Consider the following 14,600-nt stretch of genomic DNA (forward strand, 5'->3'; position numbering starts at 1 on the left):
GCGGCTTCTCCATCCACACGTTGACTCATATTCCGAGCCCCGCGGCAACCCTTTTCGCCAACCCCGTGAGCAATTACGCCTTCTGCCATCGGGTGTCCGCTTCGTCGATGATGATCCGTTCCACCATCTCCCGTTGCTCCTCCGGGGTCTCCTTCAGGACACGGCGCCAGTATGCCGCGTCATGCTCTACATGGTCGGCGCGTTGCGTCCGGGCCTTCTCAATCTCGGAAAGCCATTGGACCTTAAGGGGGGCAGCCCGACGTTCGGCCGTCTTCCTGTCCTCGGTCTCCAGGCTTTGGACGAACCGAACCTTGCCGAGTGCCCCGTGCACGTCCGCCGGAATGTCATGGAGTGCATACCAACGTCGCCGCCGCTGTTGCAGATACATTCGCTGCCATCCCACACACGTTTTCCACACACGTATAGCTCGGTGAGGCGGCAGAAATCAAGGGCTCTACGGGGTTTGAGAAGGAAGCGCGGAATGTCCCTCTCCCTCCGCCATTCTCTTTCAAGCCCGAAAACCGCGATGACATTGATCCCCTGAAAAGGGGCAGGCATTCCAGGTGATCTCGGAGTGTCTTCGTCGGCTTGAACCGATCCTTGACGCAGGCGTATCCTTCCGTCGCACGTCGTGCTTTGCGACCGGCACCGACCCTGCGCTGGGGTGTCGAAGACCGTCATGAGCCTCGCCGCCATCCCCACCTGGATCGCTCAGGGTGTCCTGCCGCCGATCAACCCTGGGAATCCGGTCAGTTCGGTCGATCGATCGCCCTATGGCGTTGGGCTGACCGATGTTGTGCTGCGTTTCAACACGTCGCCGGAAAGGCACAGAATTCTCGAAGGGCAGAATTCCCGAAGGGTTGTTGCGCTATCGAGCCGCACTGCACGCCGTGGGGCTGGTCGCGGGCTTTCAATGGCTCGACGGCAGCTTTATGGAAGACATCGAGACGTTGGAGGCGCGATCCCCTCGGGACGTCGACATCGTGACGTTTTTCCAGCTTCCAGCCGGTACCAGCCAAGCCGACGTCTTGGGGCGCCATCCAGAGCTCTTCGATCATGACCACCTCAAGGCCATCGACCATGTGGACGGTTACCATGTCGGTCTCGGCATACCGCCCATACGTTTGGTGCAGCAGAGCGCATACTGGTACGGTGTTCGGTCGCATCGCCGAAACGACCGTTGGAAAGGGTTCCTTGAAGTCGGTCTGGCGCCGGACCGGGACGACGACGCAGCCGCGTTCCTGAAAGCATCGGGAGAATCGTCATGATCGGGAATGAAGGCTTGCTGCACCGTTCGGCGGAGGTGGCGGCCTTGCGGCGGATGCTGGCCGACATTCCCGAAGAGGACGTCATCGACCGGCTCAGCCTGGAAGCGCGCTTGCGCGTGCTGGAAGACCAAGTGGAACAGGAGCGGGCCGCTGCGTCCGCCCCGGCGAAGGCCCGCCTGACGTTCCGGGGCAGCCTGGAACGCCTGAGCCAGGACAATCTCCGCGAGACCGACGAATGGCTGACTGGAGAGTTGCTGGGAGTCCTGCCGAATCGGCGGACGTTCGAATTCCAGGCCGCCGGTCGGGACGACGTCGTGTCCGGCAGGATCGCGTCGTCGGTGGGGGACGCGCGTCCGCTCAACCGTTATCTTGGCCGACAGAGCCGCACACACGTGGCGGTCACGCGCGTCGGTGTGGGACGGCCACGTTACCTGCTGCTGGCCGAACCGGACGTGCCGGAAGGGGAACCTTGAAGCCGAACCGCCTTCACCAGTGTCTGACGGCCATCGTCTGACGGCCACTGTCCGCCGGCCATCGTCCAACACCGGCCATGGTTGATCGGTCGGCTCCACGGAGCGACCCGGGCCGTTGAGGCTGCCCTCGAGCCTGCCGGGAGCGAAGGTCTGCGCTGCGGGTGGTGTGATCGGACGGTCGAAGCGGCACCGTCAATGTCACTCCATGCGCTTGAAGACTTTCAATCCCGGAGCCGCCTGCAGAAGCTCAGGAGCGTGTGTCGGCCGGCGGAGCATGGTGGAAAATGCCGGCTTGTCAAAACATTTACGCACGGGCTCTGTGAAGAGCCTTCCGAAAAAGAGAGGAGTGCCCAAATTTTCGGTGAGGGCGGTGCGCCGAAAACATTTATGATCGGGGACGGAACGACAATTGAAAATTTAGCCGTTCAGTCCATGTTCATGGATGAAAAAGCGCCGAGCGGAGAAAAACAAAAATAGGTGTGGCGGTGCCGGCCGGTGGTGGACGATGCCACCGGGCGAGAACCGTCCCGCCTCGCCGGTGACGATCCGAGAACGCTCCCCGCCGACGTCACGGCAGGCGGACGCGAACGGCGACAGGGTCGAACGACCTCGGGACGGTCCCGGCGGGACGTCCCGTCCACCAACACTGCGTGACTGCGGGAGAGCGTCGTATGGACACCGCGAAATTCCAGGTCGGTCAAATCGTGCAGTTTGCGGCACCGGAGGTGAAACGGGGCTCGCCGAGCGGCGTCCATCGCGTGGAGCGCCTGCTGCCGGAGGAAAACGGCGAACGCCAGTACCGGATCAGGGCGGAGGACAGCGGGCGCGAACGGGTCGTCCGCGAAGGACAGATCGCCGGGCGCGTCGCGGTCGAGGACCTCGCCCAGAGCCTCTACGAGGCGGGCAACACGACGAACGTCGCCTGGGCCCGCCGGGATCGGACCGTTCGCGACCCCTGGCTGCGTGAAGCGCTCGCGCATCTGTCGAAACCGGCCAAGCCGGAATGATGTCCACCCGCACCGGAAGACACCCGATGACACCCGCCGCACCCAAGCCGCTGCCCGAGCGTCCAGCCGTCCGCCGACCCGAAGCGCCGCCCGGCGATCGGGATCACACCCGGCGGAGCGACCCGCCGCCGCCCCGCGACGACAGCGACTATCATCTCGCCGCCAGCCGTGCGCACCGCCGCGGGGCGTGATGGAGTGCCGACCGGCGGCGCCCGTGCGCCCGTCCGTCGCGGGCGGTCGGCAGGCGACCATTGCGAAGGACCGGGACCATGGCATCCACACACCCGCTGATGCAGAGGCTCTGGCTGGCAACCGCACATCCCGACACGTTCGAACTGTCGGCCGACGTGCCGGGCTGGCTGGCGGACGAGTGCGAGACGCTCGGCCTCGTGACGCGTTCGCCGGCGCACGAGCGCTGGACGTTGACGATCGTCGGTTACGAGATGTGGCGAACCTTGCCCTCCGGGTGAGGCCCGGCGCGGATCGTCGGGCGGGCCCGCCAGCCCGCCTGTCCGCCAGCCGGCGCGAAAGGCGGGATGATCCATGGGCGACCTCATGAACCCCTCCCAGATGGGCCTGTTCATCGCCGCCGCGTCCGTGGTCGCGGTGTGCGTCCGTTTGCACCGCGACCAGCGACTGAGCGCGATCGGCCTGGCCGGCGTCTTCATCGGCATCGCCGCCGCCGTGACCTGGTTGCTCTCCGGGCCGTGACGGGCGAGCGCATCGCCGGCTTCCCCCCACGCCTTGAAACCCAGCGGCGCATCCCCATTTACCATCCAGTTGGATGGCGAAGGGATGGGGATGAGATGGCGGGCGACATGGACGGGATCGGGCGCAGGATGCCCGACAGCGAGAAGATCACCATCAATCTCGGCTACGTCGACCTTGGGCACATCGATCTTCTGGTCCAGGAAGGGTTCTACTCGAACCGGACCGACCTGATCCGCACCGCCATCCGCAACCAGATCGACCGCCATGGCGACGTCGTCCGCCAGGCGGTGACGCGCAAAAGCGTGGATCTCGGACTGCGCCACTACTCCCGCGCGGATCTCGAAGCGGCCCGCGATGCCGGCGAGATGCTCGAGATCCGCGTCCTCGGCCTCGTCACGATCGCCCGGGACGTCACGCCCGACCTCGCCCGCGCCACCATCGCCTCGGTTGCCGTGCTGGGGGCGCTGCACGCCAGCGCCGCCGTCAAGGACGCTCTCGCGGATCGCCTGCGGTGACGGCCCACGTCCCCGCCGCATCCATCACACGACCCATCACATGCCTGCGGAGCGGTTCCTCCGGGAAGCCCGCCGCCGATTTCAGAAAGCAACCACCATGACCGATCGTATTCCCGCCGGGATGGCCGAAGCGGCCCGCCTCACCGGTGCCGGCAGGCTCGCCGAGGCGACCGCCCTCATCCAGCGGCTGTTGACCGGGGCGGGCCACGCCGCGGCCGGCGATCCCGGCACCGGGGCGGCGACCACCATCGACCTGGAGCCCGTCGCGGGAACCACGGCGGACGCGCCGCCGCCCTCGGCCGGCCCGACCTTCGCGTCCGCCGGCGAGTCCCCGGGCCGCTTCCGCCCCGGCGGCCGGGCCGGGCTCGGCGAGACCCTGCGCCGCCTCGCCCGTGTCAAACCCTCCGGCGGCGTCCCGGGGTTCGGCGGCGTGGCCCGGCCGGCCGCCGATCCGCTGCCCGACGGGGCCAGCTTCACCGTCGCATCCCACGCCAACGCCGCCGGGACGCGCGCCTACAAGCTCTACGTTCCGGCGAACCGGCGGGACGGCCGGCCGCTCCCCCTGGTGGTGATGCTACATGGCTGCACCCAGTCGGCCGACGATTTCGCGGCGGGAACGCGCATGAACGCCCACGCCGAGGAGCACGGCCTGCTGGTCGTCTATCCCGAGCAGGCGGCCTCGGCCAACGCCAACCGGTGCTGGAACTGGTTCCGGCCGGAAGACCAGCGCCGCGACGGCGGCGAGCCGTCGCTGATCGCCGGGATCACGCGGCGGATCATGGAGCAGCATCCCGTCGACCCGGCCCGGGTCTACATCGCCGGGCTCTCCGCGGGCGGTGCCGCGGCGGCCGTCATGGGGACGGCCTACCCCGATCTCTATGCCGGCGTCGGCGTGCATTCCGGCCTTCCCCCGGGGGCGGCCCGGGACATCCCGTCCGCCTTCGCGGCGATGAGCCAGGGGGGAAACGCCTGGGACGCGCCGTCCGCCGTCGCCGTGCCGACCATCGTGTTCCATGGCGACGGCGACACCAAGGTCCACCCGCGCAACGGCGCCGCCATCGTCGGCCGCTTGACGGCGGGTGCGGCCGGGGTGCGCGAGACGGTCGAGCACGGCCAGGTGCCGGGCGGCCACGGCTACAGCCGCGCCATCCACACCGACGCCGCGGGACGCGTGCTGTGCGAGCAGTGGACGATCCGCGGCGCCGGGCACGCCTGGGCGGGGGGCAGCCCGGCCGGAACCTACACGGATCCGTCGGGACCCGACGCGACCCGGGAGATGCTGCGCTTCTTCCTGGCGAATCCCCGCCGCGACCCGCGTTGAGTTCGAATGTCTGGAGCAGGATTCATGCTTTTGGCCGGATCTCGGCCAAAAGCGTTCTTGCTCCAGCGGGCGCTTGCGCCGCAGGGCCTGGCGGCGGCCCCGGGACCGGCTCCGGACCCGGGCCTTGCCGCCATCGCCCCCCTTCGCCACGCCGGTTTACCGGCCGACCTCTGGAGAAAGCACGATGCGAATCCGGCTGGGCTGCGAGCTGAGTTACGACCTCCCCAACCCGACACCGATGATCGTCATGCTGAACGTCCACCACTCCCGGGTGGCCAGCCTCGAGCGTCCGGACCATCTCGTCACCAGCCCCCCGGTTCCCATCGCCAGCTACCGCGACAGCTTCGGCAACTGGTGCTGCCGCCTGGTCGCTCCGCCGGGACGCTTCAGCCTCGGCACGGACGGCATTCTCCACGACGACGGGACCCCCGATCCGGTCGAGCCGGGCGCCGCCCAGCTCGCCGTGGAGGCGCTGCCCGCCGAGGCGCTGCAGTTCCTGCTGGGGAGCCGGTACTGCGAGACGGACCTCCTGTCCGAGGAGGCGTGGCGGCTGTTCGGTGGAACCCCTCCCGGCTGGGCGCGGGTCCAGGCGATCTGCGATTTCGTCAACCGCCACGTCGTCTTCGGGTACGAACATTCCCGGCCGACCCGGACCGCCGCCGAGACCTACGCCGAGCGCCGTGGCGTGTGCCGCGACTATGCCCACCTGGCGATCGCGTTCTGCCGCTGCATGAACATCCCCGCCCGGTACTGCACCGGATACGTCAGTGACATCGGCCTGCCGCCTCCCTACGCGCCGATGGACTTCGCGGCGTGGATGGAGGTCTTTCTCGGCGGCCGCTGGTGGGTGTTCGACCCGCGCAACAACACGCCGCGGATCGGCCGCGTCATGATCGCCCACGGCCGTGACGCCGCCGACGTGCCGCTGACCCACACCTTCGGTCCGAACACGCTGGTGGGGTTCCGGGTCTGGACGGAAGAGGCCGCCGCGGCGTGACGGACCGTGCACGGCGCGCGGCGGTCGCCGCCGCGGCCGGGCGGCTGCCGGGCGGTCGCCGGATGGTTGCCGGAGTCACCCCTCCAGCCGCACCAGGTTGGCGACGTCCTCCCGGCGCTGCGCCACGCGCCGCTCGTAGCTCGCCCGGTTCTTGGTGCAGACCAGCGTGTGCGGGCTGCCCTTGCGCAGGGTCTCGGTGTCGACGTCGCAGCGGTCGGTGCGGATGCGGCTTTCGACGTGGCTGCGGTCGGCCTGCACGGCGCGCAGGGACCAGGTCGGGGCCGTGGGATCGGCGAGGAACCGGCTGAGGGCGCGGCAGTGGGGGCAGTCGCCGCCGACGGCGCTGGCGCGGCGCCAGTCCGCCGGCGGCTCCAGGGGCTCGGCGATGCAGGCGCGCAGGTGGGCGCGGGCGGCCTCCATCAGGTGGCCGGCGGCGGCGCGGGTGCCGTCGTCCGTGTCCGCTCCCCGGCCGTAGGGCGCGTGCTCGGCCGCGGCGACGAGGCGTTCGGCCTGCTCGGGCAGCAGCGGCAGGGCGATCGGGCCGACCCCCCGCCACCGCCAGCGCCGGCGCGGCGAGCGAGGGCATGGCGGGGCTCCACGGGGGCAGCGGCGGCGGGCGCATCATGGGGCGGGCCGATGCTTCGGCTCAAGGGGGTCGGCTCAAGGGGGGCGGCTCAAGCGGCTGCATGACGGGAGGCGCGGCTCAGTCGGGCGTCGCAGCGGCGGCGTCCGGCGGCAGCACCGCGCTGCGCAGCCAGTCCCGCACGGCGGCGACTCCGTCGGCGTCCGGCGGGTTCGGCGGGTGGACGAGGTGGAAGGCGTGGCCGTCGAGCGCCGGGCCGAACGGCTGCACCAGCGCCCCGCTCGCCAGATCCTCGGCGACGAGCACGAGGCTGAGCAGGGCGACGCCGTGGCCGGCGATGGCCGCCTGGATGGCGTGCCCCTCGTCGGTGAAGACCAGGCCGGCCTGCGGGTCGACGTCGGGCATCCCCGCCCGCTCCAGCCAGCGCCGCCACACCGGGGTGTCCTGCTCCACCCGCTGCCATTCGAAGTGGATCAGCGTGGTGCGCGCGAGGTCGCGCGCCGTGCGCACGCCGAGGTGCGGGCTGCACACCGGGGCGAAGCGGTCGCCGGCCAGACGTTCGGCGTGCAGCCCGGGGTAGGGGCCCCGTCCGTAGCGCACCGCGACGTCGGCCGTGCGCGCCCGCAGGTCGGCCGGGGAGTCGCTGGCGTGCAGCCGCAGGTCGATGCCGGGATGGGCGGCGCGGAAGGCGGCGACCTGGGGCACCAGGCGCTTGGCTGTGAACGCGGTGGTGGCCGACAGGGTGACGCTGCGGTGCGCCGGGGCCGCCGTCGCCGCGCGCACCGCCGCCGCGAACGCGTCGAGCCCGTCCCGGACGCCGGGGAACAGGGCCATCCCGGCGCGGGTGATGGTCAGGCGCCGCGGCTGCCGGTCGAACAGGCGCTGGCCCAGCGTGTCCTCCAGCAGCTTGACGTGGTGGCTGATGGCCGTCGGCGTCACCCCCAGCTCCGCGGCGGCCCGCTTGAAGCTCATGTGCCGGGCCGCGGCCTCGAAGGCGCGCAGGGCGGCGAGGGGCGGAAGGCGTCTCATGTCCGGCACACGGCTCAGTTCCGCTCATCCATCGGCTGAGGAGTTCGAGTTTGCCGCGGTGCCGCGCATCCGGCAACGCTCGGGGCATGCACGGCTGCGGCGCGCTCCGACGGATGAGCGGATCTGCGCCGTCCGGCGGACCGAGGAGGACCCGACCCATGACCACGCTTCTGCATCTCGATTCCAGCGCCCGCCCCGGCCGTTCGGGCCGCGACGCGCACGGCTCCCACAGCCGCCGGCTGAGCGCCCGCTTCGTCGCGCGCTGGCGCGCCGCCCGGCCGGACGACCGGGTGATCCGGCGCGACGCTGGGGCGGAGCCGCCGCCGCCGGTGACCGGCGCGTGGCTCCACGCCGCCTTCACCCGGCCCGAGGAGCGCACCGACGCCATGCGCGACACCCTGCGCCTCAGCGACGCGCTGGTCGACGAGCTGATCGCCGCCGACCTCGTCGTCGCCGGTGTCCCGCTGTACAATTTCGGCGTGCCGGCGCCGATGAAGGCCTACATCGACAACGTCGTGCGGGTCGGCCGCACCTTCGGCTTCGACCGCGCCCGCCCGGGGGAGCCGTACTGGCCGCTCCTCACGCCCTACGGCAAGACAGTGGTGGTGCTGAGCGCACGCGGCGACTTCGGCTACGATCCCGGCGGGCGGCTCGCCCACATGAACCATGTCGAGCCGCATCTGCGCACCGTCTTCGGCTACATCGGCATCACCGACCTGCATGCGGTCGCCGTCGAGTACGACGAGTTCGCCGACGACCGGCTCGCCCGCTCGCTCGCCGAGGCGGAGGCCGCGGTCGACTCGCTGGTCGACCGGCTCCTCCGGCAGCGCCCGGCGGCGGGGCAAGCGGCCTGACCGCCGGCCAGCCGTTCGTGGTACCCCCCAATCCCACCCGTCGGGAGTGCCGCCGCGGTGGACGGCCGGGTGCCTCCTCCGCCAACAATGGGCGATCCGGCAATGGGCGATCCGGCGGACAGCGACTGGGGGCGGCCATGGTACCCGACGCCTGGGACATCGAGCTGCGGCAGGAGGCGCTCGCCACGGCGCGCCTGATGCTGGAGACGGGATGCATCCGCTGCGACCCGGCCCATCCCTGCCGCCACGCCGACGGGCTGGTGGGGCCGCTGCACGTCGACGCGCGCGGCCTGCTGGCCGACGTGGCGGCGCGCCGGCGGGTGCTCGCCTTCGCGGCGCGGATGGTGGGGCACGAGATCCTCGACCAGACGGCGCCCGGCGACCGCCCGCTCGACGCGGTGGCGGCGGCGGAAGGGGCGGGGGTGGCCTTCGCCGCCCTGCTGGCCGACCGCCTCGCGCTGCCGCTCGTCTTCGTGCGCAAGGAGGCGCCCGGCGGCGACGCCCCCAAGCACCGCATCGAGGGTCGGGTCGAGCCGGGCTGGCGGGTGCTGCTGGTCGAGCAGCTCGCCACCGACGGGCACCGCAAGGTCCGCTTCGCCGAGCCCCTGCGCGCCGCCGGCTGCGACCTGCGCGACGTGCTCGTGCTGTTCCAGTACGGCATCTTCGACCGCATCCACGAGCACCTCGCCCCGCTCGGCATCACCCTGCACGCGCTCGCCGACTGGTGGGACGTGCTGGAGGCGGCCGGGCGCGGCGGCTTCCTGGACGAGCGCGCGCGGGCGGAGATCCACGCCTACCTCCACGCGCCGGAGCGCTGGAGCGAACGCCACCCCGCGGCCGCCTGAGCCGGTTCGCCCGGAGCGGGCCGCAGGGCCCGCCCCGGCGGGGGCGGAACCCGGACGCGGCTCAGGGCGAGGGCAGCGGGCAGGGCTCCGCCGCCGCGACGGCGGCGATCCGCTGCACCACCGCGGGACGCGGCCGGTCGACGACGCCGTGCTCGTACGCCACCACCTGCAGCCGGCCGGCGACCGCCTCCAGGAGCTCGCCCGGGCGCAGCAGGAAGGCCGGGTTGGCGGGCCTGCCGAAGCGCTCGTTGCCGGCGGCGAAGGTCTCGTAGAGCAGCGCCCCGCCCGGGGCCAGCGCCGCGATCAGGTGCGGGAACAGCGGCCGGTGCAGGTAGTTGGCGACGACGATGCCGGCGAAGCGGCGGCCGGCCAGCGGCCAGGGCGAGCCGTCCTCCAGGTCGGCCGCCAGCAGCTCGATCCCCGGCGCGCCGGCCAGGTCCGCCACCCCGGCGAGGTCGCGGTCGACGCCGGTGACGGGATGGCCGCGCTCGCGCAGCCATCGCAGGTGGCGGCCGCCGCCGCAGGCGAGGTCGAGCACCGGGCCGCCGGCCGGCACCAGCGCGGCGAAGCGCGCCACCCAGGGCGACGCCGCCCCGGCGCAGGAGGGCGGTGCGGAATCGCGAGCAATCATCGGCGATCTCCCCTATATTCTGCCGCGGATCGGGCCGGAGCGCGGAACGGACCCCACTGTAGAGCGCCCGCCCGCACGTCGCGAGGATGCGTTCGCAGCATGATTCTGTTCCAGTTGAAGTGCACGTCGGATCACCGGTTCGACGTCTGGTTCCGCGATGGCGCCGCCTACGAGGCGCAGGTTGCGGACGGGGCCATCGCCTGCCCGGACTGCGGCGACACCGCGGTGACGAAGGCTCCCATGGCCCCCCGCATCGCCAAGTCGAACCCGGCCGACGAAGGGCGCCGTCAAGTCCAGGCCGAAGCCCTGCGGCAACTTGCCGCACTTCGGCGCGCCGTCGAAGAGAACTGCGACTACGTCGGCGACCGCTTCGCCGAGGAAGCGCGCCGCATCCATTACGGCGAGGTGGAATCGCGCGGGATCTACGGCGAAGCCAGCGCCGACGACGTCGCCGAGTTGACCGAGGAAGGAGTCTCCGTGCGCGCCATTCCCTGGCTGCGCCAAACGAACTCTTGATGGTTTGACAAACCAACGAACAAGATAGGTAAAACTACGTACAAGGATGAACGTTCGGCGAGACGCGATTGCTTCCGGCAATCTGCGGACTGCGTCGTCAAGAATCATTTTTGCGGGGCAACACATCAATTCTGTTGACGGAAGGCGGCGTTCCAAAGACGATGCGCAGCGAGTGCCTGTACTTATCCTAACAATACGCTAGGGTACTCGTGAGGGGACGCACGATGCAAGACAACACACAAAAAATCCTGAACAACCCAAAATTCCAGCAGCTCGTCGCCAAGAGGTCGGCCTTCGCGTGGACGCTGTCTGTGGCAATGCTGGTCATCTACTTCGGCTTCATCCTGCTGGTGGCTTTCGGAAAGAACTTTCTGGGAGCGTCGCTGACGGGCGGTGTGATGACGGTCGGGGTGCCCGTCGGGGTTCTCGTCATCGTTTCCGCCTTCGTTCTCACCGGCATCTACGTGCGGCGGGCGAACGGCGAGTTCGACGAGATCAACCGCCAGATCCTCGAGGAGACGAAGTGATGGGCCGCACCTTCACCCGCAGGACCGCCGCCGCGGCCGCCACCGCAACCGTTGCCGCGGCCGGCGCGCTGGCTCCCGCCGCGGCGTTCGCCGCCGCCGTCGAGGGACGGATCGAGAAGCAGGCGGTGAACGTCGAGGCGATCGTCATGTTCGCCATCTTCGTCGCCTTCACCCTCGGCATCACCTACTGGGCCGCCCGCCGCACCAAGTCGGCCAAGGACTTCTACGCCGCCGGCGGCGGCATCACCGGCTTCCAGAACGGCCTGGCGATCGCCGGCGACTACATGTCGGCGGCCTCCTTCCTCGGCATCTCCGGCCTCGTCTACGTCAACGGCTACGACGGCCTGATCTACTCCGTGGGCTGGCTGGTCGGCTGGCCGATCATCCTGTTCCTGATCGCCGAGCGGCTGCGCAACCTCGGCAAGTACACCTTCGCCGACGTCGCCTCCTACCGCTTCCAGCAGACGCCGATCCGCTCGCTGGCGGCCTGCGGCTCGCTGGCCACCGTCGCCTTCTACCTGATCGCCCAGATGGTCGGCGCCGGCAAGCTGATCCAGCTGCTGTTCGGCATGGAGTATCTCTACGCCGTCGTCATCGTCGGCGTGCTGATGATCGCCTACGTCACCTTCGGCGGCATGCTCGCCACCACCTGGGTGCAGATCATCAAGGCGGTGATGCTGCTGGCCGGCGCCACCTTCATGGCGCTGGCCGTGCTGTTCGCCTTCGGCTTCTCGCCGGAAGCGATGTTCGCCAAGGCGGTCGAGATCCATCCCAAGCACGCCGCCATCATGGCTCCGGGCGCCCTGATCAGCGACCCCATCGACGCCATCTCCCTGGCCATGGCGCTGATGTTCGGCACCGCCGGGCTGCCGCACATCCTGATGCGCTTCTTCACCGTCGCCGACGCCAAGGAGGCGCGCAAGTCGGTGTTCTACGCCACCGGCTTCATCGGCTACTTCTACATCCTGACCTTCATCATCGGCTTCGGCGCCATCACCCTGCTGATGACCGATCCGTACTACATGAACACGGCGGCCGACGGCACCTTCAACCCGGTGACGGCGATCCGCGGCGGCAACAACATGGCGGCCGTCCACCTGGCCCACGCGGTCGGCGGCAACCTGTTCTACGGCTTCATCTCGGCCGTCGCCTTCGCCACCATCCTGGCGGTGGTCGCCGGGCTGACGCTGGCCGGCGCCTCGGCGATCTCCCACGACCTCTACGCGTCCGTGTTCGCCCGCGGCCGGGCCAACGAGCGCGACGAGATCCGCGTGTCGAAGATCGCCACCGTGGTGCTCGGCATCGTCGCCATCCTGCTCGGCATCGCCTTCGAGAACCAGAACGTCGCCTTCATGGTCGGCCTGGCCTTCGCCATCGCCGCGTCGGCCAACTTCCCGGTGCTGCTGATGTCGATGTTCTGGGGCCGCATGACCACCCGCGGCGCCGTGCTCGGCGGCTGGATCGGCCTGATCTCGGCGGTCGTCATGCTGGTGCTGGGACCGACGGTGTGGAAGGCGGTGCTCGGCCACGAGGCGGCCATCTTCCCCTACCAGAACCCCGGCCTGTTCTCGGTGACCCTGGCCTTCGTGTCGATCTGGTTCTTCTCGATCACCGACCGCAGCCAGAGCGCCCGGAACGAGCAGAAGGCCTACGAGGCGCAGTACATCCGGGCCCAGACCGGCCTGGGTGCGGAAGGCGCCTCGGCCCACTGAGCCGACGCGCGCCGCCGCCTTCCCACGGGCGGCGGCGCCGGTGTACCCTCGACGACGCCCCGGGACCGGCCGCCCGGGGCGTCGTCTCGTGTCGGCGCAGCGGTCCTCCACCCCGTCAACGGAGCCGGACGGCATGTCCGAACAGCGTGGCCCCGACGATGCCCTTCCCGCCGCCCCGGCGGCGCCCGGCGACCGCGCCGGCGGCGAGACGGCGGCGCTGAGCGTCGCCCGCATCCGCGACGCCTATCTCCACCCCGCGGTCTTCGTCGACGCCGCGGCGAGCCTGCGCGAGGCGGCGCTCGCCATGCGCGATCGGCAGGCCACCGCCGTGCTGGTGCGCGACGGCGGGCGCACCGGCATCCTCACCGGCACCGACCTGCGCGACCTCGTGGTCATCGACGGGCTGGCGGTGTCGGAACCGGTGGCGCCGCACGCCCGCTACAGCCTGATCACCCGCGATTCCGGCGACCTGCTGCTGGACGCGCTGATCCTGATGACCCGGCACGCCGTGCGGCGGATCGTCGTGACCGAGGGCGGCGCCATCCGCGGCGTGCTGGAGCAGGCCGACCTGCTGGGCGCGCTCTCCAACCGCTCCCAGGTCGTCGCCCTGCAGGCGGAGCGGGCGGCCACGCCGCAGGAGCTGGCACGGGCCAGCCACGACACGGCGGCGCTGGTCCGCACCCTGCACGCCACCGGCGTCAAGGTGCCGTTCATCGCCGAGCTGGTGACCGAGCTCGACCGCAAGATCTTCCGCCGCCTGTTCGAGCTGCTGGCGCCGCCCGACCTGCTGGCCAATTCCTGCCTGATCGTCATGGGCAGCGAGGGACGCGGCGAGCAGCTCCTGAAGACCGACCAGGACAACGGCCTGATCCTGCGCGACGGCTACGTCTGCCCCGGCCTGGAGCGGGTGACGCAGGCCTTCACCCGCCACCTCGCCGATTTCGGCTACCCGCCGTGCCCCGGCAACGTCATGCTGTCCAACCCGGACTGGGCGCGGCCGCTGGCCGGCTACAAGGACGCCCTCTTCCGCTGGATCCACCGGCCGGACGAGACGGCGCCCATGAACCTCGCCATCTTCTACGACGCCTGCGCGGTGGCCGGCGACGCGGCGCTGCTCGACGAGGCGCGGCGCTATCTGCTGGAGCGGGTGCAGGACAGCCAGGGCTTCTTCTTCCACTTCGCCCGCCCGGCGCTCGCCTTCGACACGCCGGGCGGCCGCTTCGGCGGCCTGTTCGACTGGCGCGGCGCCCACCCCGTCGACGTCAAGAAGGCGGGCATCTTCCCCCTGGTGCACGGCGTCCGGGCGCTCGCCCTGGAGAAGCACCTGAGCGAGACCAACACCCTGGCGCGCATCCGGGCGCTGGCCGAGCGGGGCGTGCTCGACCGCGTCCAGGCGGAAGAGCTGGCGGAGAGCTTCACGGTGCTCTCGACCCTGCGCCTCGCGGCGCGGCTCGACGCGGCGTCCACCGACAACCTCGTCCGTCCCGCGGCGATGTCGAAGCTGGAGCGCGACCTCTTCAACGACTGCCTGGCGGTGGTCAAGGCGTTCAAGCAGTTCCTCGCCCACCACTTCCACCTCAACCTGTATTGAGGGGGGCGAGGTTTTCCAAC

18 protein-coding genes are annotated in these 14,600 nt (G+C 70.6%); 14 read left to right on the plus strand and 4 right to left on the minus strand.

All coding sequences use genetic code 11. The annotated features are described in order from the left end of the window. Positions 1-73: 73 nt before the first annotated feature. Positions 74-388 carry a DUF6538 domain-containing protein gene (locus tag ACSBPG_RS10115; RefSeq protein WP_435537031.1) on the minus strand — a complete coding sequence of 105 codons (315 nt, stop codon included), beginning with the start codon at positions 386-388 and terminating at the stop codon, positions 74-76. A gap of 403 nt (positions 389-791) precedes the next feature. On the opposite strand from ACSBPG_RS10115, the gene ACSBPG_RS10120 reads away from it, so the two are divergent. From ACSBPG_RS10120 to ACSBPG_RS10155, 8 genes are all read left to right on the plus strand, one after another. Next, the gene (locus ACSBPG_RS10120) at positions 792-1,268 is read left to right on the plus strand and encodes a DUF6932 family protein (RefSeq protein WP_435537032.1); all 477 of its coding nucleotides are present in this window, start codon (positions 792-794) and stop codon (positions 1,266-1,268) included. Further along, a complete protein-coding gene (locus ACSBPG_RS10125; protein WP_435537033.1) occupies positions 1,265-1,741 on the plus strand; it encodes a hypothetical protein in 477 nt (158 codons plus the stop codon). Before ACSBPG_RS10120 ends, ACSBPG_RS10125 begins: the two co-directional genes overlap by 4 nt. 671 nt (positions 1,742-2,412) lie before the next feature. Further along, positions 2,413-2,748: a hypothetical protein gene (locus ACSBPG_RS10130; RefSeq protein WP_435537034.1), complete on the plus strand. Its 336-nt coding sequence runs from the start codon at positions 2,413-2,415 to the stop codon at positions 2,746-2,748. A 269-nt stretch (positions 2,749-3,017) separates the two neighbouring features. Further along, positions 3,018-3,218 (plus strand): hypothetical protein, encoded by a 201-nt coding sequence (locus ACSBPG_RS10135; protein WP_435537035.1) that lies wholly within the window; start codon positions 3,018-3,020, stop codon positions 3,216-3,218. Between the two features lie 73 nt (positions 3,219-3,291). Beyond that, a complete protein-coding gene (locus ACSBPG_RS10140; RefSeq protein ID WP_435537036.1) occupies positions 3,292-3,459 on the plus strand; it encodes a hypothetical protein in 168 nt (55 codons plus the stop codon). A gap of 95 nt (positions 3,460-3,554) precedes the next feature. Beyond that, complete coding sequence (locus ACSBPG_RS10145; RefSeq protein ID WP_435537037.1) at positions 3,555-3,974, plus strand: CopG family transcriptional regulator; 420 nt, start codon at positions 3,555-3,557, stop codon at positions 3,972-3,974. 97 nt (positions 3,975-4,071) lie between these two features. Further along, positions 4,072-5,295, plus strand: a complete 1,224-nt coding sequence (locus ACSBPG_RS10150; protein ID WP_435537038.1) for an extracellular catalytic domain type 1 short-chain-length polyhydroxyalkanoate depolymerase — start codon at positions 4,072-4,074, stop codon at positions 5,293-5,295. Between the two features lie 184 nt (positions 5,296-5,479). After that, complete coding sequence (locus tag ACSBPG_RS10155) at positions 5,480-6,292, plus strand: transglutaminase-like domain-containing protein (RefSeq protein ID WP_435537039.1); 813 nt, start codon at positions 5,480-5,482, stop codon at positions 6,290-6,292. A 75-nt stretch (positions 6,293-6,367) separates the two neighbouring features. Here ACSBPG_RS10155 and ACSBPG_RS10160 read toward each other — a convergent pair whose 3' ends face one another. Further along, entirely contained in the window at positions 6,368-6,712 is a 345-nt protein-coding gene (locus ACSBPG_RS10160; protein WP_435537040.1) for a hypothetical protein, read from the minus strand. A gap of 283 nt (positions 6,713-6,995) precedes the next feature. After that, complete coding sequence (gene gcvA, locus ACSBPG_RS10165) at positions 6,996-7,904, minus strand: transcriptional regulator GcvA (protein ID WP_435537041.1); 909 nt, start codon at positions 7,902-7,904, stop codon at positions 6,996-6,998. A gap of 158 nt (positions 7,905-8,062) precedes the next feature. On the opposite strand from gcvA, the gene ACSBPG_RS10170 reads away from it, so the two are divergent. Together ACSBPG_RS10170 and ACSBPG_RS10175 are read left to right on the plus strand one after the other, a co-directional pair. After that, on the plus strand, positions 8,063-8,758 hold the full coding sequence (locus ACSBPG_RS10170) for an FMN-dependent NADH-azoreductase (RefSeq protein ID WP_435537042.1): 696 nt from the start codon (positions 8,063-8,065) through the stop codon (positions 8,756-8,758). Positions 8,759-8,895: 137 nt separating this feature from the next. Beyond that, the gene (locus ACSBPG_RS10175) at positions 8,896-9,603 is read left to right on the plus strand and encodes an orotate phosphoribosyltransferase (RefSeq protein WP_435537043.1); all 708 of its coding nucleotides are present in this window, start codon (positions 8,896-8,898) and stop codon (positions 9,601-9,603) included. Positions 9,604-9,664: 61 nt separating this feature from the next. On the opposite strand, the gene ACSBPG_RS10180 is transcribed toward ACSBPG_RS10175, so the two are convergent. Continuing rightward, positions 9,665-10,234: a class I SAM-dependent methyltransferase gene (locus tag ACSBPG_RS10180; RefSeq protein WP_435537044.1), complete on the minus strand. Its 570-nt coding sequence runs from the start codon at positions 10,232-10,234 to the stop codon at positions 9,665-9,667. A gap of 99 nt (positions 10,235-10,333) precedes the next feature. Here ACSBPG_RS10180 and ACSBPG_RS10185 point away from each other — a divergent pair, with 99 nt between their 5' ends. The 4 genes from ACSBPG_RS10185 (at position 10,334) to ACSBPG_RS10200 (ending at position 14,580) form a co-directional block, all read left to right on the plus strand. Then, on the plus strand, positions 10,334-10,750 hold the full coding sequence (locus ACSBPG_RS10185) for a DUF1178 family protein (RefSeq protein ID WP_435537045.1): 417 nt from the start codon (positions 10,334-10,336) through the stop codon (positions 10,748-10,750). Between the two features lie 224 nt (positions 10,751-10,974). Further along, a complete protein-coding gene (locus ACSBPG_RS10190) occupies positions 10,975-11,277 on the plus strand; it encodes a DUF485 domain-containing protein (RefSeq protein ID WP_435537046.1) in 303 nt (100 codons plus the stop codon). Beyond that, on the plus strand, positions 11,277-12,989 hold the full coding sequence (locus ACSBPG_RS10195; RefSeq protein WP_435537047.1) for a cation acetate symporter: 1,713 nt from the start codon (positions 11,277-11,279) through the stop codon (positions 12,987-12,989). The genes ACSBPG_RS10190 and ACSBPG_RS10195 overlap by 1 nt, the downstream gene beginning before the upstream one ends. A gap of 133 nt (positions 12,990-13,122) precedes the next feature. Next, positions 13,123-14,580 carry a DUF294 nucleotidyltransferase-like domain-containing protein gene (locus ACSBPG_RS10200; protein ID WP_435537048.1) on the plus strand — a complete coding sequence of 486 codons (1,458 nt, stop codon included), beginning with the start codon at positions 13,123-13,125 and terminating at the stop codon, positions 14,578-14,580. The last annotated feature ends 20 nt before the right edge of the window (positions 14,581-14,600 follow it).

This window comes from Azospirillum sp. ST 5-10, assembly GCF_051225715.1.
Taxonomy (GTDB): Bacteria; Pseudomonadota; Alphaproteobacteria; order Azospirillales; family Azospirillaceae; genus Azospirillum.

Excerpts from the sequence above, each read along its gene's own strand:
- ACSBPG_RS10135 (WP_435537035.1), top strand. The coding sequence starts at position 3,018 with ATGGCATCCACACACCCGCTGATGCAGAGGCTCTGGCTGGCAACCGCA.
- gcvA (WP_435537041.1), bottom strand. The coding sequence starts at position 7,904 with ATGAGACGCCTTCCGCCCCTCGCCGCCCTGCGCGCCTTCGAGGCCGCG.
- ACSBPG_RS10130 (WP_435537034.1), top strand. The coding sequence starts at position 2,413 with ATGGACACCGCGAAATTCCAGGTCGGTCAAATCGTGCAGTTTGCGGCA.
- ACSBPG_RS10145 (WP_435537037.1), top strand. The coding sequence starts at position 3,555 with ATGGCGGGCGACATGGACGGGATCGGGCGCAGGATGCCCGACAGCGAG.
- ACSBPG_RS10200 (WP_435537048.1), top strand. The coding sequence starts at position 13,123 with ATGTCCGAACAGCGTGGCCCCGACGATGCCCTTCCCGCCGCCCCGGCG.
- ACSBPG_RS10190 (WP_435537046.1), top strand. The coding sequence starts at position 10,975 with ATGCAAGACAACACACAAAAAATCCTGAACAACCCAAAATTCCAGCAG.
- ACSBPG_RS10195 (WP_435537047.1), top strand. The coding sequence starts at position 11,277 with ATGGGCCGCACCTTCACCCGCAGGACCGCCGCCGCGGCCGCCACCGCA.
- ACSBPG_RS10185 (WP_435537045.1), top strand. The coding sequence starts at position 10,334 with ATGATTCTGTTCCAGTTGAAGTGCACGTCGGATCACCGGTTCGACGTC.
- ACSBPG_RS10115 (WP_435537031.1), bottom strand. The coding sequence starts at position 388 with ATGTATCTGCAACAGCGGCGGCGACGTTGGTATGCACTCCATGACATT.
- ACSBPG_RS10125 (WP_435537033.1), top strand. The coding sequence starts at position 1,265 with ATGATCGGGAATGAAGGCTTGCTGCACCGTTCGGCGGAGGTGGCGGCC.
- ACSBPG_RS10175 (WP_435537043.1), top strand. The coding sequence starts at position 8,896 with ATGGTACCCGACGCCTGGGACATCGAGCTGCGGCAGGAGGCGCTCGCC.
- ACSBPG_RS10140 (WP_435537036.1), top strand. The coding sequence starts at position 3,292 with ATGGGCGACCTCATGAACCCCTCCCAGATGGGCCTGTTCATCGCCGCC.
- ACSBPG_RS10160 (WP_435537040.1), bottom strand. The coding sequence starts at position 6,712 with ATGGAGGCCGCCCGCGCCCACCTGCGCGCCTGCATCGCCGAGCCCCTG.
- ACSBPG_RS10155 (WP_435537039.1), top strand. The coding sequence starts at position 5,480 with ATGCGAATCCGGCTGGGCTGCGAGCTGAGTTACGACCTCCCCAACCCG.
- ACSBPG_RS10150 (WP_435537038.1), top strand. The coding sequence starts at position 4,072 with ATGACCGATCGTATTCCCGCCGGGATGGCCGAAGCGGCCCGCCTCACC.
- ACSBPG_RS10120 (WP_435537032.1), top strand. The coding sequence starts at position 792 with ATGTTGTGCTGCGTTTCAACACGTCGCCGGAAAGGCACAGAATTCTCG.
- ACSBPG_RS10180 (WP_435537044.1), bottom strand. The coding sequence starts at position 10,234 with ATGATTGCTCGCGATTCCGCACCGCCCTCCTGCGCCGGGGCGGCGTCG.
- ACSBPG_RS10170 (WP_435537042.1), top strand. The coding sequence starts at position 8,063 with ATGACCACGCTTCTGCATCTCGATTCCAGCGCCCGCCCCGGCCGTTCG.